This is a genomic window from Arthrobacter sp. R4-81 (assembly GCF_054792365.1).
In genome coordinates, this window is sequence record NZ_CP096445.1 from 462,891 (window position 1) to 486,305 (window position 23,415).

The 23,415-nt window shown below is 59.0% G+C and carries 6 protein-coding genes and 6 rRNA genes; 11 read left to right on the top strand and 1 reads right to left on the bottom strand.

Annotation, left to right across the window (positions count from 1 at the left end; translation table 11 throughout):
* Positions 1–425: 425 nt before the first annotated feature.
* From M1E05_RS02220 to M1E05_RS02270, 11 genes are all read left to right on the top strand, one after another.
* Positions 426–1,949, top strand: a 16S ribosomal RNA gene (locus tag M1E05_RS02220).
* Between the two features lie 564 nt (positions 1,950–2,513).
* Positions 2,514–5,647 (top strand): 23S ribosomal RNA (locus tag M1E05_RS02225).
* A 232-nt stretch (positions 5,648–5,879) separates the two neighbouring features.
* A 5S ribosomal RNA gene (rrf, locus tag M1E05_RS02230) occupies positions 5,880–5,996 on the top strand.
* Together the 16S, 23S and 5S rRNA genes form the textbook arrangement of a ribosomal RNA operon.
* A gap of 467 nt (positions 5,997–6,463) precedes the next feature.
* Positions 6,464–7,609, top strand: coding sequence for a LacI family DNA-binding transcriptional regulator (locus tag M1E05_RS02235; RefSeq protein WP_461164309.1), 1,146 nt, complete (start codon positions 6,464–6,466; stop codon positions 7,607–7,609).
* Between the two features lie 128 nt (positions 7,610–7,737).
* A complete protein-coding gene (locus tag M1E05_RS02240) occupies positions 7,738–10,767 on the top strand; it encodes a glycoside hydrolase family 2 TIM barrel-domain containing protein (protein ID WP_461164310.1) in 3,030 nt (1,009 codons plus the stop codon).
* Between the two features lie 576 nt (positions 10,768–11,343).
* Positions 11,344–12,867: ribosomal RNA gene (locus M1E05_RS02245) — 16S ribosomal RNA — on the top strand.
* 564 nt (positions 12,868–13,431) lie between these two features.
* A 23S ribosomal RNA gene (locus tag M1E05_RS02250) occupies positions 13,432–16,565 on the top strand.
* 232 nt (positions 16,566–16,797) lie between these two features.
* Positions 16,798–16,914 (top strand): 5S ribosomal RNA (gene rrf, locus M1E05_RS02255).
* Between the two features lie 658 nt (positions 16,915–17,572).
* A complete protein-coding gene (locus M1E05_RS02260; RefSeq protein ID WP_247046834.1) occupies positions 17,573–17,857 on the top strand; it encodes an HU family DNA-binding protein in 285 nt (94 codons plus the stop codon).
* A 151-nt stretch (positions 17,858–18,008) separates the two neighbouring features.
* Entirely contained in the window at positions 18,009–20,153 is a 2,145-nt protein-coding gene (locus tag M1E05_RS02265) for a cytochrome c oxidase assembly protein (protein WP_461164311.1), read from the top strand.
* Positions 20,153–22,144, top strand: a complete 1,992-nt coding sequence (locus tag M1E05_RS02270; RefSeq protein ID WP_461164312.1) for an NHL domain-containing thioredoxin family protein — start codon at positions 20,153–20,155, stop codon at positions 22,142–22,144. The genes M1E05_RS02265 and M1E05_RS02270 overlap by 1 nt, the downstream gene beginning before the upstream one ends.
* A 151-nt stretch (positions 22,145–22,295) precedes the next feature.
* On the opposite strand, the gene M1E05_RS02275 is transcribed toward M1E05_RS02270, so the two are convergent.
* The gene (locus M1E05_RS02275) at positions 22,296–23,288 is read right to left on the bottom strand and encodes a hypothetical protein (RefSeq protein ID WP_458112379.1); all 993 of its coding nucleotides are present in this window, start codon (positions 23,286–23,288) and stop codon (positions 22,296–22,298) included.
* Positions 23,289–23,415: the final 127 nt, after the last annotated feature.

Consider the following 23,415-nt stretch of genomic DNA (forward strand, 5'->3'; position numbering starts at 1 on the left):
GTTTTCTAAGTCGCCGAGAGGGGGGCCAGCGAAGAGCTGGTTACCGGAGAGCGGCCAACCCCCAATTCAAGACCAGATTCTGGTGGAACTTTCGAGTGCTGCCGATCGGGTCGGGGGACGTGTTTTCGACCGGTGCGGTCCTGAAAGATGGATTTGCACAGGAGCTGGAAACCGGGTAAGTTTGAAAAGTTGCTCCGGAGCGATCCACGGCTGGGTTTTGGTTGTGGTGGTGCCGGGTGTGTCTGTTGTTTGAGAACTCAATAGTGTGCCAAGTTTGTTGATACCAATTGTTTTATTGATTGGTTGAATTGGCCAGGTTGTCCACCCCGTGGATGGTCTGGTTTTTTTGGCTGGTTTCAAATTTTGTGCGGCCGGGTTTCCGCGTTTTCCCGTGGTTCCTGGTTGTGTTTCGTTTTTGTTTTACTTCAACGGAGAGTTTGATCCTGGCTCAGGATGAACGCTGGCGGCGTGCTTAACACATGCAAGTCGAACGATGAAGGGAGCTTGCTCCTGGATTAGTGGCGAACGGGTGAGTAACACGTGAGTAACCTGCCCTTAACTCTGGGATAAGCCTGGGAAACTGGGTCTAATACCGGATATGACTCCTCATCGCATGGTGGGGGGTGGAAAGCTTTTTGTGGTTTTGGATGGACTCGCGGCCTATCAGCTTGTTGGTGAGGTAATGGCTCACCAAGGCGACGACGGGTAGCCGGCCTGAGAGGGTGACCGGCCACACTGGGACTGAGACACGGCCCAGACTCCTACGGGAGGCAGCAGTGGGGAATATTGCACAATGGGCGAAAGCCTGATGCAGCGACGCCGCGTGAGGGATGACGGCCTTCGGGTTGTAAACCTCTTTCAGTAGGGAAGAAGCGAAAGTGACGGTACCTGCAGAAGAAGCGCCGGCTAACTACGTGCCAGCAGCCGCGGTAATACGTAGGGCGCAAGCGTTATCCGGAATTATTGGGCGTAAAGAGCTCGTAGGCGGTTTGTCGCGTCTGCTGTGAAAGACCGGGGCTCAACTCCGGTTCTGCAGTGGGTACGGGCAGACTAGAGTGATGTAGGGGAGACTGGAATTCCTGGTGTAGCGGTGAAATGCGCAGATATCAGGAGGAACACCGATGGCGAAGGCAGGTCTCTGGGCATTAACTGACGCTGAGGAGCGAAAGCATGGGGAGCGAACAGGATTAGATACCCTGGTAGTCCATGCCGTAAACGTTGGGCACTAGGTGTGGGGGACATTCCACGTTTTCCGCGCCGTAGCTAACGCATTAAGTGCCCCGCCTGGGGAGTACGGCCGCAAGGCTAAAACTCAAAGGAATTGACGGGGGCCCGCACAAGCGGCGGAGCATGCGGATTAATTCGATGCAACGCGAAGAACCTTACCAAGGCTTGACATGGACCGGACCGGGCTGGAAACAGTCCTTCCCCTTTGGGGCCGGTTCACAGGTGGTGCATGGTTGTCGTCAGCTCGTGTCGTGAGATGTTGGGTTAAGTCCCGCAACGAGCGCAACCCTCGTTCTATGTTGCCAGCACGTGATGGTGGGGACTCATAGGAGACTGCCGGGGTCAACTCGGAGGAAGGTGGGGACGACGTCAAATCATCATGCCCCTTATGTCTTGGGCTTCACGCATGCTACAATGGCCGGTACAAAGGGTTGCGATACTGTGAGGTGGAGCTAATCCCAAAAAGCCGGTCTCAGTTCGGATTGGGGTCTGCAACTCGACCCCATGAAGTCGGAGTCGCTAGTAATCGCAGATCAGCAACGCTGCGGTGAATACGTTCCCGGGCCTTGTACACACCGCCCGTCAAGTCACGAAAGTTGGTAACACCCGAAGCCGGTGGCCTAACCCCTTGTGGGAGGGAGCTGTCGAAGGTGGGACTGGCGATTGGGACTAAGTCGTAACAAGGTAGCCGTACCGGAAGGTGCGGCTGGATCACCTCCTTTCTAAGGAGCACCTACAGTCACCTTGCCTCATGTATGTGAGTGTGGAGGGGTTGTCAGGAGTAAAGGCCCATTGCGCAGGCGATTGTTCTGCGGTGGGTGCTCAAGGGTGGAATATCAACGAATAGGTGCCTGGTGGCACGGGCCGGTTATTAGTACGGATCCTGGTTGCTCTTCTCCTTTGTTGGGGTGGGGTGCGGGGTTCAGGAAGGTTTCCGGTGCGGGTTGTTGGGTGGTGTTTGGCACACTGTTGGGTCCTGAGGCAACAGGGCCGGGGGAAGGGGTGACTCTTTGTCCGGGTTTGTTTGTTTCTGGTTTCCTGGTCGGACCGATCATGCACGTTTTTTGCTCCCTTTGGTGGGGGTGTGTGTGGGGTGTGTGGCATGGGGTTGTTGTTTGAGAACTACATAGTGGACGCGAGCATCTTTTATAAGAAGCAATTTCCAAGAATATGAACCTGGATCTGTGCTGCGGATGTGGTTGTGCTTTTCCCTTCGGGGTTTGGTGTGGCTGTGTTTGTGGTGTGGTTTCCATAGGTTCTCTCGAAATGTTTTTTTGATCTTTTGTGGTCAAGTTTTTAAGAGCACACGGTGGATGCCTTGGCATTAGGAGCCGAAGAAGGACGTAGGAATCTGCGATAAGCCTGGGGGAGTCGATAACCGGACTGTGATCCCAGGGTGTCCGAATGGGGAAACCCCGCCAGACGCGCGAGTGATCTGGTGACCCGCATCTGAACACATAGGGTGCGTGGAGGGAACGCGGGGAAGTGAAACATCTCAGTACCCGCAGGAAGAGAAAACAACAGTGATTCCGTTAGTAGTGGCGAGCGAACGCGGATCAGGCTAAACCGTTCCATGTGTGATAGCCGGCGGGCGTTGCATGGTCGGGGTTGTGGGACTTTCCGTTCTGTCTCTGCCGGGACAGTGAGGTGAGAGTACGGGCATAGGTGAACGGTCTTGAAAGGCCGGCCAGAGAGGGTGTGAGCCCCGTAACCGAAATGTTGTGTACCGCCTGGAGAGTATCCCAAGTAGCACGGGGCCCGAGAAATCCCGTGCGAATCTGTCAGGACCACCTGATAAGCCTAAATACTCCCTAATGACCGATAGCGGACCAGTACCGTGAGGGAAAGGTGAAAAGTACCCCGGGAGGGGAGTGAAACAGTACCTGAAACCGTGTGCTTACAATCCGTCGGAGCAGCCGCAGCTTGCTGTGTAGTTGTGACGGCGTGCCTTTTGAAGAATGAGCCTGCGAGTTAGTGTTACGTCGCGAGGTTAACCCGTGTGGGGAAGCCGTAGCGAAAGCGAGTCTGAACAGGGCGTTGCAGTGGCGTGATCTAGACCCGAAGCGAAGTGATCTACCCATGGCCAGGTTGAAGCGACGGTAAGACGTCGTGGAGGACCGAACCCACTTCAGTTGAAAATGGAGGGGATGAGCTGTGGGTAGGGGTGAAAGGCCAATCAAACTTCGTGATAGCTGGTTCTCCCCGAAATGCATTTAGGTGCAGCGTTGCGTGTTTCTTGCCGGAGGTAGAGCTACTGGATGGCCGATGGGCCCTACAAGGTTACTGACGTCAGCCAAACTCCGAATGCCGGTAAGTGAGAGCGCAGCAGTGAGACTGTGGGGGATAAGCTTCATAGTCGAGAGGGAAACAGCCCAGACCACCAACTAAGGCCCCTAAGCGTGTGCTAAGTGGGAAAGGATGTGGAGTTGCGAAGACAACCAGGAGGTTGGCTTAGAAGCAGCCATCCTTAAAAGAGTGCGTAATAGCTCACTGGTCAAGTGATTCCGCGCCGACAATGTAGCGGGGCTCAAGTACACCGCCGAAGTTGTGGCATTCAGATTTTTGCTAAGCCCTTGTGGTTCAGGCGTCTGGATGGGTAGGGGAGCGTCGTGTGGGCAGTGAAGTCGCGGTGTAAACCAGCGGTGGAGCCTACACGAGTGAGAATGCAGGCATGAGTAGCGAAAGACGGGTGAGAAACCCGTCCGCCGAATGATCAAGGGTTCCAGGGTCAAGCTAATCTGCCCTGGGTAAGTCGGGACCTAAGGCGAGGCCGACAGGCGTAGTCGATGGACAACGGGTTGATATTCCCGTACCGGCGAAAAACCGTCCATGCTGAACAGGGGATACTAACCGCCCGAGACCTGACCGATCACCCTTGTGGTGTGAGGTTTTTGGTGGAGCGCGGGACCTGATCCTGGGAGGTAAGCGTATTAACAGGTGTGACGCAGGAAGGTAGCCGAGCCGGGCGATGGTTGTCCCGGTCTAAGGATGTAGGGCGAACGGTAGGCAAATCCGCCGTTCATGATGCCTGAGATCTGATGGGACTCCCGTAAGGGGGGATTCGGTGATCCTATGCTGCCTAGAAAAGCATCGGCGCGAGGTTTTAGCCGCCCGTACCCCAAACCGACACAGGTGATCAGGTAGAGAATACTAAGGCGATCGAGAGAATTATGGTTAAGGAACTCGGCAAAATGCCCCCGTAACTTCGGGAGAAGGGGGGCCCCCATCGTGATGGACACTTGCTGTCCGGAGCGTGCAGGGGCCGCAGAGACCAGGGGGAAGCGACTGTTTACTAAAAACACAGGTCCGTGCGAAGTCGCAAGACGATGTATACGGACTGACTCCTGCCCGGTGCTGGAAGGTTAAGAGGACCGGTTAGCCGCAAGGCGAAGCTGAGAATTCAAGCCCCAGTAAACGGCGGTGGTAACTATAACCATCCTAAGGTAGCGAAATTCCTTGTCGGGTAAGTTCCGACCTGCACGAATGGAGTAACGACTTCCCCGCTGTCTCAACCATAAACTCGGCGAAATTGCAGTACGAGTAAAGATGCTCGTTACGCGCAGCAGGACGGAAAGACCCCGAGACCTTTACTATAGTTTGGTATTGGTGTTCGGAGTGGCTTGTGTAGGATAGGTGGGAGACGTTGAAGCCCGGACGCCAGTTCGGGTGGAGTCATCGTTGAAATACCACTCTGGTCACTTTGGACATCTAACTTCGGCCCGTAATCCGGGTCAGGGACAGTGCCTGATGGGTAGTTTAACTGGGGCGGTTGCCTCCTAAAAAGTAACGGAGGCGCCCAAAGGTTCCCTCAGCCTGGTTGGCAATCAGGTGTCGAGTGTAAGTGCACAAGGGAGCTTGACTGTGAGAGAGACATCTCGAGCAGGGACGAAAGTCGGGACTAGTGATCCGGCGGTACATTGTGGAATGGCCGTCGCTCAACGGATAAAAGGTACCTCGGGGATAACAGGCTGATCTTGCCCAAGAGTCCATATCGACGGCATGGTTTGGCACCTCGATGTCGGCTCGTCGCATCCTGGGGCTGGAGTAGGTCCCAAGGGTTGGGCTGTTCGCCCATTAAAGCGGTACGCGAGCTGGGTTTAGAACGTCGTGAGACAGTTCGGTCCCTATCCGCTGCGCGCGCAGGAAATTTGAGAAGGGCTGTCCTTAGTACGAGAGGACCGGGACGGACGAACCTCTGGTGTGTCAGTTGTACTGCCAAGTGCACCGCTGATTAGCTACGTTCGGATGGGATAACCGCTGAAAGCATCTAAGCGGGAAGCTCGCTTCGAGATGAGATTTCCATACACCTTGTGTGTGAGAGGCCCCCAGCCAGACCACTGGGTTGATAGGCCGGATGTGGAAGCGAGGACTAACGACTCGTGAAGCTGACCGGTACTAATAGGCCGATAACTTACACCACACACCACCCCCGCAAACGAACTTCAAAAGCGTTTGCACCCAGGGGGCGGTAAAAAGAAAACAAGACTGCTTGCGTCCACTATGTGGTTCCCAACCAACAAACCCGCACCACCGGTTTGCTGACAAGGGAACACAACTGAATAACAACACCACACCTGCCCCCCAAAAGGGCAGAGAGAACATGTTGTAACCACCAGATTTCCCACCCCCCACAGGGGTACGGGACACAGGGTTACGGCGGTCATAGCGTGGGGGAAACGCCCGGTCCCATTCCGAACCCGGAAGCTAAGACCCACAGCGCCGATGGTACTGCACCCGGGAGGGTGTGGGAGAGTAGGTCACCGCCGGACAACCATTAAAAAGGGTCGAGAGCCCCAACCACACACGGTTGGGGCTCTCCCTCATTTAACCCCCCAACCACGAACCGGGCAGCCCTCGCTCACCTCCCGTGGGCAACAGGGCAACCCTCCCTCACATACCGTGGGCAACAGGGCAACCCTCCCTCACCTCCCGTGGGCAACAGGGCAACCCTCCCTCACTTCCCGCGGGCAACAGGGCAACCCTCCCTCACCTCCCGACCCCAAACCGGCGGGATGTGAAGGAGCGTCAGGCCAGAACCTGCGAAACGTGAAGGAGCGTCAGGCCAGAACCTGCGAAACGTGAGAGAGCGTCAGGCCGGAACCTGCGAAAGGTGAGGGAGCGTCAGGCTACGACCTGCGAAACGTGAGAGAGCGTCAGGCTGGAACCTGCGAAACGTGAGGGAGCGTTGAGACAGGCAAAACCCGGACCGCCGTAGCTGGCCCCTAGACTTACGAGCATGACCCAAACCCCTGCTGGCCGCCGCTCCCAGCGAGCCACCATCCTGGACGTCGCTGCCGCTGCAGGTGTTTCACGACAAACCGTCACCCGCGCCATGAACGACATGCCGGGCATCAAAACGGAAACCCGTCAGCGTATCCAGGAGCTGGCCAAGGAACTTGGGTACACCCCGAGCCGGTTCGCCAAGGGCCTGGTGCAAGGGGCACGGACTTCGGTAGGCCTGGCCATCCCGGATCTCACCAACCCCTACTTTCCCGCTTTCGCCTCGAGCGTGGTGGAGCAGGCCACTCAGCGTGGATGGCAGGTGGTTATGGATGACTACGGCCATGGGGGACGTAACGGCCTTGACGCCGTCGAGCATCTCGCCCCGCACGTGGATGCCGTGATTGGGTACCTGGGCGGCTACGCAGGTCAGGCCCAATCGGTCCTGGGCCGGCGGCCGTTGATAGTTTTGGATGAGGAACCCGGCTCAGCCGCCGGTGCCATTACCTTTGACTACCGCCATGCGGCCGAACTGGCGATCAGGCGCTTGTGGAGTGCCGGTCGCCGCCAGATCGCGTACGTAGACTCCATCCGTGGGCCTGAAAAGCCGGGCCCCGAAAAGCCGGGCCCCGAAAAGCCGGGCCCCGAAAAGCCGGACCCGGACACTCACGTCCCGGGTATGGCCGGCAGCGCGGAAATACTCCCTCACGGGCCTGGCAGCGGTGATGGGTTCGTCACATCCAGGGGCAGGGCCTTCGCTGCTGTACTCGCGGAATCCTATGGTGATGCTTTCGATTGCTCGGCTGTGGCGGTTGAGGAGTCGGCATCTGCCGCTCGTACTGCCGTGCGGGATCTCCTTGCGCAGCAACCTGGGATTGCTGGAATTGTTGCCTTCAATGACCTTGTGGCGTCAGGGGTGCTGAAGGCGGTGGCGGATGCCGGGAAGAGGGTCCCCGAAGATTGCCTGGTCATCGGAATGGACGGAATTCCACTCGGAGAACAATTGTCTCCCGAGTTGACCACACTGTCGTTGGACCTTCGGGAGGTGGGCCGCACCGCCGTCGAACTCCTTGACGGATTGTTGGCTGGATCCCTGACTGCCGGGAGTGCGGAGGCGCGCCTTACGCTTCGGCATCGGCTGGTGGTGAGGCAGTCCGCCTGACCAGGAAATCCCGTGCGAACTATGGCCAAAGTTCTTGACCTGCCGTACTGTTGTACCCAGTCCGTGAACGTTCACGTTTCCACAATCCACCAACGAATCCCGCAGAATCAGCGAGACGAGGAACACTTATGTCAGTCGAATCATTGCCCGACGCACGGGATCTTCAGCAGTCCCCGCTCCAGCCCACCACCTCCATGGTGGAACGCCACCTGGAACTCGGCGGGGGACGCATGGCAGCGCTGGCATCGGTTGCCCCGGCTGAAGGGACACTTCCGGCCAGAGCGTTCCTTGACAGTGATGCTGCCCGGCTGTCGCTGAACGGAACATGGCAGTTCCGGCTGTTACCGGGCATCAGGACAGCGCCCGAGGATGGCTGGCAACTGGGCCAGGACCTATCCGACTTCACAGAGTTGCCTGTGCCGTCAAGCTGGTCAATGCACGGCCACGGCAGCCCCGCATACACAAACATCCAGTACCCGTTCCCTGTTGAGCCGCCCCAGATTCCGGAAGCCAACCCCATCGGGCAGCACGTTTTTAAATTCACGGCCGGCCCGGAATTTTTCCCTCGGGCTGTGCTCCGCTTCGACGGCATTGAATCTGCAGGAACGGTGTGGCTGAATGGCCAACGCCTTGGCACCACGCGCGGCAGTCGGCTGGCCCATGAATTCGATGTCGCAGGCGCTCTGGCTGAAGGTGCAAACGTCCTTGCCGTCGAGGTAGCCCAGTTCTCCGGAGCAAGCTACCTTGAGGATCAGGACATGTGGTGGCTTCCCGGCATATTCCGGGACGTCACCCTCCAGGCTCGGCCGGCAGGAGGAATCGACGACGTCTTTGTGCACGCTGAGTTCGACCACCTGCGGGGTGAAGGAATCCTTCGTGTGGAGGCGAGCCGGGACGGTGAGGCGATTGACGCCGTCGTGCGTATTCCGGAGCTGGGACTGGAACTCGGTGCCGGCGCAGAACACGTGATTCCCGGAATAGAACCCTGGTCGGCTGAGGCACCAAAGTTGTACCGGGCCAGCGTCAGCACCGCAGCTGAGTCCATCGAGCTTCAGCTGGGATTCCGCTCGATCAGCATCGAGGACGCCCAGTTCAAGGTGAACGGCAAGCGCATCCTGCTCCGCGGCGTGAACCGCCATGAGCACGACCCCAAGCTGGGCCGTGCGGTGCCCAGGGAGCTGATGATCAGCGAACTGCGGCTCATGAAGCAGCACAACATCAATGCCATCCGGACATCCCACTACCCGCCTCATCCCGAATTTCTGGCCCTTGCTGACCAGCTCGGCTTTTATGTGGTCCTCGAGTGCGACCTCGAAACCCACGGGTTTGAAAGCGGTGGTTGGAAGCAAAACCCCAGCGACGATCCTCAGTGGGAGGCCGCGTTGCTGGACAGGATGCGGCGCACCGTGGAACGGGACAAGAACCACGCTTCGGTGATTATGTGGTCGCTTGGCAACGAGGCTGGTGCAGGTAGGAACCTTGCTGCAATGTCACGCTGGGCGAAGCACCGGGATCCGTCACGCCCCATCCACTATGAAGGCGACTGGAGCTGTGCCTATGTGGATGTCTACTCGCGGATGTACGCCACCCACGCGGAGACCGAGCTGATCGGCCAGGGCGTGGAGGAACCCCTCGAGGATCCTGCCCTTGATACGCGTCGCCGGGCCATGCCCTTCGTCCTGTGTGAGTACGTTCACGCCATGGGCAACGGACCCGGCGGAATGACCGAGTATCAGGAACTGTTTGACCGCTACCCACGTCTCATGGGCGGCTTTGTGTGGGAGTGGCTGGAGCACGGCATTACCGTTACTGGAGCCGACGGTCGGGAGCAGTTTGCATACGGCGGTGACTTTGGTGAGGAAATTCACGACGGCAACTTTGTGACCGACGGCCTCGTGGACGCCAACCGCAAGCCCCGGCCCGGACTGTTGGATTTCAAGAAGGTCATCGAACCCCTCACGCTTTCTGTAGCGGTGGACTGGTCCGGCTTCACTCTGCGCAACGGCTTTGATTTCGCTGACACATCTGCCTTCAGCTTCCGGTACGCAGTGGTGGCCGACGGCGTGACGCTCGACGGGGGGAGCGTCGCCTTGGCGCCTGTGGCGCCGGGCGAAGATGTGTTTGTTGAGCTGCCTGCCGGCTTGCTGCAGCTCCCTGCCGGCGGTCCGGCGGTTCTGACCGTCAGCGCTGTTCTGGGCGAGGACACCGACTGGGCCGATGCCGGTCATGAGATCGCCTGGGGCCAAGCAGCCGCCAACCTCAACGGTCCTGGCACGCTCACAGCGCACGCGTCTGTTCAGGAAGAAGGCAACGAACTTCGGCTCGGCCCGGCCGCTTTTGACCGCATCACCGGAGAGCTGAGGCGGTTGGGCGACCTGTCCGTGGAGGGGATGAAAGTCACCTTGTGGCGCGCCCCCACTGACAACGATCTGGGCAGGGAATGGAGCGACACGGACCCCCGCACAATAGAACGGCGCTGGTTGGACGCGGGACTAAACCGGCTCCATTCCCGGCTTATCAGCATTTCGGCCGTTTCAGCTGAAGACGGCGGGGAGATGCTGTTGGTCCGTACCCGGATGGCTCCAGCGGACAAGCAGTACGGCGTGCTGGTCGACTACGCGTGGACCAGTGACGGCACCAGCGTAAGCCTGAACACGTCCGTTCGCCCCGACGGGGACTGGATAGACCGGGGGAACGCAGTCCGATGGGCCAGGGTTGGAGTTGAGCTGATCCTGGGAGCCGAAACGAAGAACGTCGAGTGGTTCGGCCAGGGTCCGTACCAAAGCTACCCGGATACCGGCCAGGGCACTCGCCTGGGGTGGTATGTACTTCCCCTGGATGAGATGGACGTGGAGTATGTTCGGCCTCAGGAAGCGGGGGCAAGGTCGGGAGTACGTTCGGCTTCCTTGGAGCTCGACGCCGGATCGCTCAGTATCGCCGGTAACGACTTTGCGCTCACCGTCCGTCCGTACAGCCAGCAAGTGCTGGACGTCGCGACGCATCGTGAGGATCTGAGCCGCGACGGCCGGAGCTACATCTACCTGGATGCTGCCCGGGAGGGCGTTGGCACCGCAGCCTGTGGACCGGGAGCACTGGAGCCCTACCAGCTAACTCCCCGGGATGTTGATTTCACGGTGGTGCTCACCGCCGGGATGTAGGCCCCATGTGACTCACGCCATAAAGGCGGCGCCCGGCTGATTTCCGCCGCCGTACGTTCAGGAGGGGTCCCAAATCCTTGGTTTTCCGGGGATTCTGGGACCCCTCTGACGTGTGCGGAGCTGATTTGTGTTGCGGATGGGCTGCGTGTATTGTTTTCTAAGTCGCCGCGAGGGAGACCAGCGAAGAGCTGGTTACCGGAGAGCGGCCAACCCCCTGAAAACAGCCTGAAAAATGGTTCGCTGATTTGCGTGCCGTATACAGGCGGGGCCGGTTATTTGAAGCTCTAATCGCGGAAACGCTGATTTGCAAAGCATTAGGAAACCGGGTAAGTTTGAAAAGTTGCTCCGGAGCGATCCACGGCTGGGTTTTGGTTGTGGTGGTGCCGGGTGTGTCTGTTGTTTGAGAACTCAATAGTGTGCCAAGTTTGTTGATACCAATTGTTTTATTGATTGGTTGAATTGGCCAGGTTGTCCACCCCGTGGATGGTCTGGTTTTTTTGGCTGGTTTCAAATTTTGTGCGGCCGGGTTTCCGCGTTTTCCCGTGGTTCCTGGTTGTGTTTCGTTTTTGTTTTACTTCAACGGAGAGTTTGATCCTGGCTCAGGATGAACGCTGGCGGCGTGCTTAACACATGCAAGTCGAACGATGAAGGGAGCTTGCTCCTGGATTAGTGGCGAACGGGTGAGTAACACGTGAGTAACCTGCCCTTAACTCTGGGATAAGCCTGGGAAACTGGGTCTAATACCGGATATGACTCCTCATCGCATGGTGGGGGGTGGAAAGCTTTTTGTGGTTTTGGATGGACTCGCGGCCTATCAGCTTGTTGGTGAGGTAATGGCTCACCAAGGCGACGACGGGTAGCCGGCCTGAGAGGGTGACCGGCCACACTGGGACTGAGACACGGCCCAGACTCCTACGGGAGGCAGCAGTGGGGAATATTGCACAATGGGCGAAAGCCTGATGCAGCGACGCCGCGTGAGGGATGACGGCCTTCGGGTTGTAAACCTCTTTCAGTAGGGAAGAAGCGAAAGTGACGGTACCTGCAGAAGAAGCGCCGGCTAACTACGTGCCAGCAGCCGCGGTAATACGTAGGGCGCAAGCGTTATCCGGAATTATTGGGCGTAAAGAGCTCGTAGGCGGTTTGTCGCGTCTGCTGTGAAAGACCGGGGCTCAACTCCGGTTCTGCAGTGGGTACGGGCAGACTAGAGTGATGTAGGGGAGACTGGAATTCCTGGTGTAGCGGTGAAATGCGCAGATATCAGGAGGAACACCGATGGCGAAGGCAGGTCTCTGGGCATTAACTGACGCTGAGGAGCGAAAGCATGGGGAGCGAACAGGATTAGATACCCTGGTAGTCCATGCCGTAAACGTTGGGCACTAGGTGTGGGGGACATTCCACGTTTTCCGCGCCGTAGCTAACGCATTAAGTGCCCCGCCTGGGGAGTACGGCCGCAAGGCTAAAACTCAAAGGAATTGACGGGGGCCCGCACAAGCGGCGGAGCATGCGGATTAATTCGATGCAACGCGAAGAACCTTACCAAGGCTTGACATGGACCGGACCGGGCTGGAAACAGTCCTTCCCCTTTGGGGCCGGTTCACAGGTGGTGCATGGTTGTCGTCAGCTCGTGTCGTGAGATGTTGGGTTAAGTCCCGCAACGAGCGCAACCCTCGTTCTATGTTGCCAGCACGTGATGGTGGGGACTCATAGGAGACTGCCGGGGTCAACTCGGAGGAAGGTGGGGACGACGTCAAATCATCATGCCCCTTATGTCTTGGGCTTCACGCATGCTACAATGGCCGGTACAAAGGGTTGCGATACTGTGAGGTGGAGCTAATCCCAAAAAGCCGGTCTCAGTTCGGATTGGGGTCTGCAACTCGACCCCATGAAGTCGGAGTCGCTAGTAATCGCAGATCAGCAACGCTGCGGTGAATACGTTCCCGGGCCTTGTACACACCGCCCGTCAAGTCACGAAAGTTGGTAACACCCGAAGCCGGTGGCCTAACCCCTTGTGGGAGGGAGCTGTCGAAGGTGGGACTGGCGATTGGGACTAAGTCGTAACAAGGTAGCCGTACCGGAAGGTGCGGCTGGATCACCTCCTTTCTAAGGAGCACCTACAGTCACCTTGCCTCATGTATGTGAGTGTGGAGGGGTTGTCAGGAGTAAAGGCCCATTGCGCAGGCGATTGTTCTGCGGTGGGTGCTCAAGGGTGGAATATCAACGAATAGGTGCCTGGTGGCACGGGCCGGTTATTAGTACGGATCCTGGTTGCTCTTCTCCTTTGTTGGGGTGGGGTGCGGGGTTCAGGAAGGTTTCCGGTGCGGGTTGTTGGGTGGTGTTTGGCACACTGTTGGGTCCTGAGGCAACAGGGCCGGGGGAAGGGGTGACTCTTTGTCCGGGTTTGTTTGTTTCTGGTTTCCTGGTCGGACCGATCATGCACGTTTTTTGCTCCCTTTGGTGGGGGTGTGTGTGGGGTGTGTGGCATGGGGTTGTTGTTTGAGAACTACATAGTGGACGCGAGCATCTTTTATAAGAAGCAATTTCCAAGAATATGAACCTGGATCTGTGCTGCGGATGTGGTTGTGCTTTTCCCTTCGGGGTTTGGTGTGGCTGTGTTTGTGGTGTGGTTTCCATAGGTTCTCTCGAAATGTTTTTTTGATCTTTTGTGGTCAAGTTTTTAAGAGCACACGGTGGATGCCTTGGCATTAGGAGCCGAAGAAGGACGTAGGAATCTGCGATAAGCCTGGGGGAGTCGATAACCGGACTGTGATCCCAGGGTGTCCGAATGGGGAAACCCCGCCAGACGCGCGAGTGATCTGGTGACCCGCATCTGAACACATAGGGTGCGTGGAGGGAACGCGGGGAAGTGAAACATCTCAGTACCCGCAGGAAGAGAAAACAACAGTGATTCCGTTAGTAGTGGCGAGCGAACGCGGATCAGGCTAAACCGTTCCATGTGTGATAGCCGGCGGGCGTTGCATGGTCGGGGTTGTGGGACTTTCCGTTCTGTCTCTGCCGGGACAGTGAGGTGAGAGTACGGGCATAGGTGAACGGTCTTGAAAGGCCGGCCAGAGAGGGTGTGAGCCCCGTAACCGAAATGTTGTGTACCGCCTGGAGAGTATCCCAAGTAGCACGGGGCCCGAGAAATCCCGTGCGAATCTGTCAGGACCACCTGATAAGCCTAAATACTCCCTAATGACCGATAGCGGACCAGTACCGTGAGGGAAAGGTGAAAAGTACCCCGGGAGGGGAGTGAAACAGTACCTGAAACCGTGTGCTTACAATCCGTCGGAGCAGCCGCAGCTTGCTGTGTAGTTGTGACGGCGTGCCTTTTGAAGAATGAGCCTGCGAGTTAGTGTTACGTCGCGAGGTTAACCCGTGTGGGGAAGCCGTAGCGAAAGCGAGTCTGAACAGGGCGTTGCAGTGGCGTGATCTAGACCCGAAGCGAAGTGATCTACCCATGGCCAGGTTGAAGCGACGGTAAGACGTCGTGGAGGACCGAACCCACTTCAGTTGAAAATGGAGGGGATGAGCTGTGGGTAGGGGTGAAAGGCCAATCAAACTTCGTGATAGCTGGTTCTCCCCGAAATGCATTTAGGTGCAGCGTTGCGTGTTTCTTGCCGGAGGTAGAGCTACTGGATGGCCGATGGGCCCTACAAGGTTACTGACGTCAGCCAAACTCCGAATGCCGGTAAGTGAGAGCGCAGCAGTGAGACTGTGGGGGATAAGCTTCATAGTCGAGAGGGAAACAGCCCAGACCACCAACTAAGGCCCCTAAGCGTGTGCTAAGTGGGAAAGGATGTGGAGTTGCGAAGACAACCAGGAGGTTGGCTTAGAAGCAGCCATCCTTAAAAGAGTGCGTAATAGCTCACTGGTCAAGTGATTCCGCGCCGACAATGTAGCGGGGCTCAAGTACACCGCCGAAGTTGTGGCATTCAGATTTTTGCTAAGCCCTTGTGGTTCAGGCGTCTGGATGGGTAGGGGAGCGTCGTGTGGGCAGTGAAGTCGCGGTGTAAACCAGCGGTGGAGCCTACACGAGTGAGAATGCAGGCATGAGTAGCGAAAGACGGGTGAGAAACCCGTCCGCCGAATGATCAAGGGTTCCAGGGTCAAGCTAATCTGCCCTGGGTAAGTCGGGACCTAAGGCGAGGCCGACAGGCGTAGTCGATGGACAACGGGTTGATATTCCCGTACCGGCGAAAAACCGTCCATGCTGAACAGGGGATACTAACCGCCCGAGACCTGACCGATCACCCTTGTGGTGTGAGGTTTTTGGTGGAGCGCGGGACCTGATCCTGGGAGGTAAGCGTATTAACAGGTGTGACGCAGGAAGGTAGCCGAGCCGGGCGATGGTTGTCCCGGTCTAAGGATGTAGGGCGAACGGTAGGCAAATCCGCCGTTCATGATGCCTGAGATCTGATGGGACTCCCGTAAGGGGGGATTCGGTGATCCTATGCTGCCTAGAAAAGCATCGGCGCGAGGTTTTAGCCGCCCGTACCCCAAACCGACACAGGTGATCAGGTAGAGAATACTAAGGCGATCGAGAGAATTATGGTTAAGGAACTCGGCAAAATGCCCCCGTAACTTCGGGAGAAGGGGGGCCCCCATCGTGATGGACACTTGCTGTCCGGAGCGTGCAGGGGCCGCAGAGACCAGGGGGAAGCGACTGTTTACTAAAAACACAGGTCCGTGCGAAGTCGCAAGACGATGTATACGGACTGACTCCTGCCCGGTGCTGGAAGGTTAAGAGGACCGGTTAGCCGCAAGGCGAAGCTGAGAATTCAAGCCCCAGTAAACGGCGGTGGTAACTATAACCATCCTAAGGTAGCGAAATTCCTTGTCGGGTAAGTTCCGACCTGCACGAATGGAGTAACGACTTCCCCGCTGTCTCAACCATAAACTCGGCGAAATTGCAGTACGAGTAAAGATGCTCGTTACGCGCAGCAGGACGGAAAGACCCCGAGACCTTTACTATAGTTTGGTATTGGTGTTCGGAGTGGCTTGTGTAGGATAGGTGGGAGACGTTGAAGCCCGGACGCCAGTTCGGGTGGAGTCATCGTTGAAATACCACTCTGGTCACTTTGGACATCTAACTTCGGCCCGTAATCCGGGTCAGGGACAGTGCCTGATGGGTAGTTTAACTGGGGCGGTTGCCTCCTAAAAAGTAACGGAGGCGCCCAAAGGTTCCCTCAGCCTGGTTGGCAATCAGGTGTCGAGTGTAAGTGCACAAGGGAGCTTGACTGTGAGAGAGACATCTCGAGCAGGGACGAAAGTCGGGACTAGTGATCCGGCGGTACATTGTGGAATGGCCGTCGCTCAACGGATAAAAGGTACCTCGGGGATAACAGGCTGATCTTGCCCAAGAGTCCATATCGACGGCATGGTTTGGCACCTCGATGTCGGCTCGTCGCATCCTGGGGCTGGAGTAGGTCCCAAGGGTTGGGCTGTTCGCCCATTAAAGCGGTACGCGAGCTGGGTTTAGAACGTCGTGAGACAGTTCGGTCCCTATCCGCTGCGCGCGCAGGAAATTTGAGAAGGGCTGTCCTTAGTACGAGAGGACCGGGACGGACGAACCTCTGGTGTGTCAGTTGTACTGCCAAGTGCACCGCTGATTAGCTACGTTCGGATGGGATAACCGCTGAAAGCATCTAAGCGGGAAGCTCGCTTCGAGATGAGATTTCCATACACCTTGTGTGTGAGAGGCCCCCAGCCAGACCACTGGGTTGATAGGCCGGATGTGGAAGCGAGGACTAACGACTCGTGAAGCTGACCGGTACTAATAGGCCGATAACTTACACCACACACCACCCCCGCAAACGAACTTCAAAAGCGTTTGCACCCAGGGGGCGGTAAAAAGAAAACAAGACTGCTTGCGTCCACTATGTGGTTCCCAACCAACAAACCCGCACCACCGGTTTGCTGACAAGGGAACACAACTGAATAACAACACCACACCTGCCCCCCAAAAGGGCAGAGAGAACATGTTGTAACCACCAGATTTCCCACCCCCCACAGGGGTACGGGACACAGGGTTACGGCGGTCATAGCGTGGGGGAAACGCCCGGTCCCATTCCGAACCCGGAAGCTAAGACCCACAGCGCCGATGGTACTGCACCCGGGAGGGTGTGGGAGAGTAGGTCACCGCCGGACAACCATTAAAAAGGGTCGAGAGCCCCAACCACACACGGTTGGGGCTCTCCCTCATTTAACCCCCCAACCACGAACCGGGCAGCCCTCCCTCACCTCCCGCGGGCAACAGGGCAACCCTCCCTCACATACCGCGGGCAACAGGGCAACCCTCCCTCACCTCCCGTGGGCAACAGGGCAACCCTCCCTCACATACCGTGGGCAACAGGGCAACCCTCCCTCACCTCCCGTGGGCAACAGGGCAACCCTCCCTCACATACCGTGGGCAACAGGGCAACCCTCCCTCACCTCCCGACCCCAAACCGGCGGGATGTGAAGGAGCGTCAGGCCAGAACCTGCGAAACGTGAAGGAGCGTCAGGCCAGAACCTGCGAAACGTGAGAGAGCGTCAGGCCGGAACCTGCGAAAGGTGAGGGAGCGTCAGGCTACGACCTGCGAAACGTGAGAGAGCGTCAGGCCAGAACCTGCGAAACGTGAGGGAGCGTCCGCTTTGGGCGAAATATGCCCTCGAAAGGGGAGATTTCCCGTGTTTTTCCTCAAAAAGTGGCGGAAACACGCGGAATTTGCAGCCCTCCTCGCGGCAAGCTGGTAAGTTTTCGAACAGTGGCTTGTACGCATGCCGCATGCAGGCTCCAGAATCATGACCGTCCAGGAGGACATAAATGGCTAAGAACCGTAGTGAACTTGTTGCAGAGGTAGCAGGCAAGGCCGGCACCAGCCAGGCAGCCGTCAACTCCGTGCTGGATGCACTGTTCGAGGTTTTCGAGACCTCTGTCGCCTCGGGCGAAAAGATCACCATCCCGGGCTGGCTCGCAGTTGAGCGTACCGACCGCGCTGCCCGCACCGGCCGCAACCCGCAGACCGGCGAGACCATCCAGATCGCCGCTGGCCACAGCGTCAAGCTGACGGCAGGCTCCAAGCTGAAGGCTGCTGTCTCCAAAAAGTAGAGTCTTCTTCCAGGCTTAGAGGGAGCGGCGGCCTACGGGCTGCCGCTCCTTTGCCGTTTAACCCACGCCGCTATTTGCCTCGCCCCCCGCAGACCCCCATCACCAGACCCCCCGATTCGCGGAGTTCACCGGTGTAGCGGACAATGGATAGGTGCCTTCCGCATCAAAATCCCCCTCCACAGCCCCAACGCTGCCACCCTCAGAAGGGCAGCGGGGAGCCGCCGGCGTCCTCGGCGTCTCAAGGCCGTGGCTGTTGGGAGGCCTGCTCGCAGTAATTCTCGGCCTGGCAGCGGCACTGCTTTTCTCGGGGGCTGCAACCGCCCGTGACGTCTCCGATCCGGGAGCTTTTGTCCGGTGGGGGCTGCCAATCAGCAAAGCCATCCACAACGTCTCGCTGGCCACAGTAATCGGCGGGCTCATCTTCGCTGTAGCCATCCTGCCCCGATCCGTCGGCGGATCCCGCTCCAAGGACAACGAATCGCCGGAACACCCTGCCTTTACGAGGGCACTGACGGTGGCCGCAGCGGCAGGTGTGGCGTGGACTCTGTCCGCCATTGCCGTCCTGGTGCTTACTTACTCGGATGTCGCCGGCCAAGCCGTCGCAGGAGACGCAGAATTCACGCGCGCCCTGGCGTACTTCATGACGGATATCGAAACGGGCCGGGCATGGCTGGCCGTCGTCATCATCGCTGCCGTGGTCACCACCTCACTGTTTGGCGTGCGGTCCCTCACAGGCCTGGCGCTGACCCTCATACTGGCGCTGGTCGGCCTGGTGCCGCCAGCCCTCGTCGGCCACTCTTCCAGTTCGAGCGATCACGAGGGCGCCATCAACTCCCTGGGCCTGCACGTGATGGGAGTAACCGCCTGGGTGGGCGGAATCATCATGTTGGCGGCCTTGTCCGGAATCCTTACCGGCTCCAAACCGGCAGGAAAGACCGACATCACCGAAGCCGTACTCCGCCGGTTTTCAGCTCTTGCCGGCTTTGCCTTTGTCCTGGTCTTAGCCTCGGGCGTGATCAACGCCAGCATCCGCCTCACCACTTGGAACGACCTGTTCGGCTCGGATTACGGCCAGCTGGTGGTGGCCAAAGCCATTGCCACGCTGGTGCTGGGCGCCATTGGACTCATGCACCGGCAGTGGATCATCCCGCAGCTGAGCCGGGCAGGAGCCGCGCTTTCAACCCGGCGGGTTCTTTGGCAGCTGGTCATAGCGGAACTGTTGATCATGGGTGCGACGTCGGGGATAGCCGTCGCGCTGGCACGTTCAGCCCCGCCCCAGCCCACAACGTACGCCCCCAACGCCTCACCTGCCTTCATCCTCACCGGCTACGAGCTTCCACCCGAGCTGACCCCGGAACGCTGGTTTACCGAGTGGCGGTTGGACTGGCTGTGGATCACTGTGGCTGTCTTCGGGCTTGCGGCCTACATCCTCGGTGTGCGGAAAGTCCTGCGGCGCGGTGACAAATGGTCCTGGTTCCGCACCATCAACTGGGTCATCGGGCTTCTGGTCCTGACCTACATCACGTCCGGCGCTCCGGCGGTCTACGGACGGGTGCTTTTCTCGGCGCACATGGTGGACCACATGGCGCTGACCATGGTGGCCCCCATCTTCCTGGTGCTCGGCTCGCCGGTGACTCTTGCCCTGCGCGCGCTCCCTGCCCGCTCTGATGGTTCGCGCGGGATCAGGGAATGGCTGCTGCTGTTTGTGCATTCCCGCTTCTCGAAACTGGTCACTCACCCGCTCTTCGCCGCTGCCAACTTTGCCGGTTCGATTGTTCTGTTCTATTTCTCCGATGCCTTCAGCTTTGCCATGCGGGAGCATGTCGGGCATGAGCTCATGAACCTGCACTTCGCACTCACCGGCTACATTTTCGTGCTGACCATGATCGGTACTGATCCGTTGCCTCAGCGAGCCCCTTACCCCATGCGGCTCCTGCTGCTCCTGGCGACTATGGGCTTCCACGCCTTCTTCGGTGTTTCCATCATGGGCGGCACCGGCTTGCTGGCCGCTGATTATTTCGGCAACCTGGGCAGGTCCTGGGGACAGCCAGCCCTCCTTGACCAGCAAACAGGAGGTGCCGTGGCGTGGGGAATCGGCGAGGTACCCACGCTGCTGGTGGCAATCGGCGTCGCAGTGATGTGGTCCCGCTCCGATGAACGGGAGACCCGGCGGACCGATCGGGCGGCGGACAGGAATAACGACGCCGATCTGACTGCTTACAACGATATGTTTGCCAAGCTGGCCGAGCGTGATGCCAAGGTTGCCGAACGAAACCAAAAGCTGGAAGGACGCTGATGAGCGACACCGTACGCACCCACCTCCGGGTCCGCGCCTCTGAACTCGTGGGCAGGGGTTGGCTCAACACGGGTGGAAAATCCCTGGACCTGGAATCGCTGCGCGGCAAGATCGTGTTACTGGATTTCTGGACCTTCTGCTGCATCAACTGCCTCCACGTACTGGATGAGCTGCGGCCTCTCGAGGAGCAGTACTCCGACGTCCTCGTCACTGTCGGGGTGCACTCGCCGAAGTTCGAGCACGAGGCCGATCCTGTGGCCCTTGCGGCCGCAGTGGAGCGTTACGACATCCACCATCCGGTCCTGGACGACCCCGAGCTGGAAACGTGGAAGGCCTACGCTGCCCGCGCCTGGCCGACGCTGGTGGTGGTTGACCCCGAGGGCTACATCGTGGCCCATCTGTCCGGCGAAGGCCATGCTGACGGCCTGTCCGTGCTAATCCCTGAACTCATTGCCGCGCACGAGGACAAGGGCACGCTGCACCGCGGAAACGGTCCGTACGTGGCTCCGGAGCCGACGTCGGGAACCCTGCGTTTCCCGGGCAAGGCGCTGTACCTGCCTGCCGGGCGTGGAACTGCGGCCGGAGACGCCACCGGAACGCCATCCGACGTCGGATCCTGGCTCCTGACTGATACCGGTCACCACCGTCTGGTGGAACTCGATACCGACTTCCAGACCGTCCTGGGTACTTTTGGTGCCGGGATCAAGGGCCACGAAGACGGCCCTGGCGCGGGTCCGGACGCAACGGCCCGCTTCAACGAGCCCCAGGGCCTTGTTCTGCTGCCGGAAGACGTTGCCGCCGAAGCAGGATACGACGTCGTCATTGCCGACTCCGTCAACCATCGCCTGCGCGGACTCTCACTCACGGACGGAACGGTGAGGACGATCGTCGGCAACGGCGTCCAGCGTCTCCTCGAAACCGGCCCCGCCCGAGTGGACGAGGACGGCGCGGGCTTCGGCGGGTCCCTGGGGGATCACCCCCTGGACGTCTCGCTCAGCTCACCTTGGGATGTGGTGTGGTCCAGCAAACTGGATGCTGTCGTGATCGCGATGGCCGGCGTGCACCAGATCTTCGGCTTCAACCCCCGCTCAGGCGCCGTCTCCATCCTCGCCGGAAACGGACTTGAAGGCCTCCTGGACGGCGATGCGCATGAGGCATGGTTCGCCCAGCCCTCAGGCCTGGCTGAAGACGCTGACGGCAACATCTGGGTAGCGGATTCTGAGACTTCTGCCCTGCGCAAACTGGTGATTGACGATTCCGGCTCTGTCACGGTGCAGTCCGCCGTTGGCAAGGGCCTGTTCGATTTCGGCTTTCGTGACGGAGAGGCCTCCGCCGCCCGCCTGCAGCACCCCCTCGGCGTGACGGTACTGCCTGACGGTTCCGTCGCTATCGCCGACACCTACAACGGGGCAGTACGACGTTACGACCCCGTGGCCGGCACGGTCTCCACTCTGGCCCGGGGACTTTCGGAGCCGTCCGACGTCATCGTGGATCACACCCAGGTCGCGGGAAGTGAACCCCTGCTGGTGGTGGTTGAAGCCAACAAACACCAACTGGTCTACGTCCCGATTCCCAAGGAAGCACAGCAGGTGGACGAGGGCGCTGTGCAGACCCACCGGCCCAAGAGCCCCGTGGCGCCTGGGCCCATGGAGCTAACGGTCCGATTCACGGCTCCCACCGGGCAAAAGCTGGATGACCGCTGGGGTGACCCCACCCAGCTGAAGATTTCCTCCACACCCCCTGAGCTCCTGGTATCCGGGGCCGGAACCTCTGTGGGCCTGCTCCGCACGCTGGAGCTTGCCTCCGATATCCCGGAGGGGATTCTGCACATCACGGCGCGCGCTGCGGCCTGTGACGGTCCTGAGACGGCCGACGGCGAGATCCCTGACCACGCTGCCTGCCACCTGTATCAGCAGGACTGGGGTATCCCCGTTCTCCTGCAGCCCGACGGCGACACGGAACTCGTGCTGGATCTGCGCGGCATGGACTAGGAAGACTGGACGGTGGGCCGCCGCCAGAGGCCATCCTGCGGTCTTCGGCGGCCGTTCTGGGGACGGCCCGCCGTCGGCGAGTACCGCCGTCGACCGGTACCCGCGACCGGTCCCCGCCCTGTTTCCGCGCCTTGCACCCAAGGGCGTGCGGTCAATAAGTCAGGATGGGCGTAACGGTGATGCTGTCGGCGCCGATGTCCAGGCGGGTTGTGAAGCTAAAGTCCTGAATGACGTTCAGCTCCGAAATTTGGCCCGTGAACAGATCCTCCTGCTGCGCTGTGACTCTGGCCTTGCCATCCAAAGGTGACACCACCCATTGCCCGCCGAAGGGCTCGACGGACACCTTGGGATACTCGGTAATCTCCCACTTGATGGTGCCAGGGGTAACCCGGTTGTTGGTGGCGTGATAGAACGGGCAGTCCGGTTGGAGTCGTTGCTGCTCCACGGCTCCGGCGGCACACGTATCCAGGAACTCCTTGACCTTGCCGCTCACGGCTTCCTTCAGCCCGTCAGTGGCCTGGGTCAACAGGTTCAACGGCGCGGGAGGTACATCCCGCCCGGATACCGTGGCCTTTGTTGGTGGTGCCGAAAAATATTCGTCGTTGAGGCTGGCCTCGTACTCGCCGGGATAGAAGACGGCGAAGGAGTTGCGCCCGTTCGGCATGTTCACGGGCACACCGTTCAGCGTTGCCTCGCTTGAATTCACTACCGTTGCATCCAGAACGGGAAGAGGCGCGGGCACAAAGGCCCACGTGTCGAAGAAAAGCCAGTGTGTTCCGGTTTTTTCGAGCAGGAAGTCGGTATGGAGCTTGCTGCCGTCAATGGTGTAGTCCATCGGGACCTTCACCTGGCCGTCTGCCTGGACCTCTTCCTTGCCCAGCTTGACGTTGGAGATCCTTGCCGCCGCGGTTTGCAAGGCTGATCCGTCCAACATCGCGGCACTGCTCTCGGGTACGGATGCCCTCAACAATCCCAGGGCCCTTCCGCCGTCGCCCTTGTGTAAAGCGTCCAGATACTCTCTCACAGGCTGCTGTGGACTGGCGACGGAATCGTTCACGAGGTTGACTGCTACAACGGCAGCGGCGACGGCGAGCATAAGACCCAACAGCCATCCGGCCGCGATCTTCACCAACGCTTGACTCATCTGCACTTACCTTACGTTACCTGTAAGGCGCGGATATCCCGGTGAAGAGTGTCGTCGGTATGACGAAAGGCAGGGTCAACAGGGCCCTACTGGCGCTCTTTGCGGCAGGGGGATGAGGGACGAGCTC

Coding starts and splice junctions, on each gene's coding strand:
- M1E05_RS02240 (WP_461164310.1), top strand. CDS start 7,738: ATGTCAGTCGAATCATTGCCCGACGCACGGGATCTTCAGCAGTCCCCG.
- M1E05_RS02275 (WP_458112379.1), bottom strand. CDS start 23,288: ATGAGTCAAGCGTTGGTGAAGATCGCGGCCGGATGGCTGTTGGGTCTT.
- M1E05_RS02235 (WP_461164309.1), top strand. CDS start 6,464: ATGACCCAAACCCCTGCTGGCCGCCGCTCCCAGCGAGCCACCATCCTG.
- M1E05_RS02270 (WP_461164312.1), top strand. CDS start 20,153: ATGAGCGACACCGTACGCACCCACCTCCGGGTCCGCGCCTCTGAACTC.
- M1E05_RS02260 (WP_247046834.1), top strand. CDS start 17,573: ATGGCTAAGAACCGTAGTGAACTTGTTGCAGAGGTAGCAGGCAAGGCC.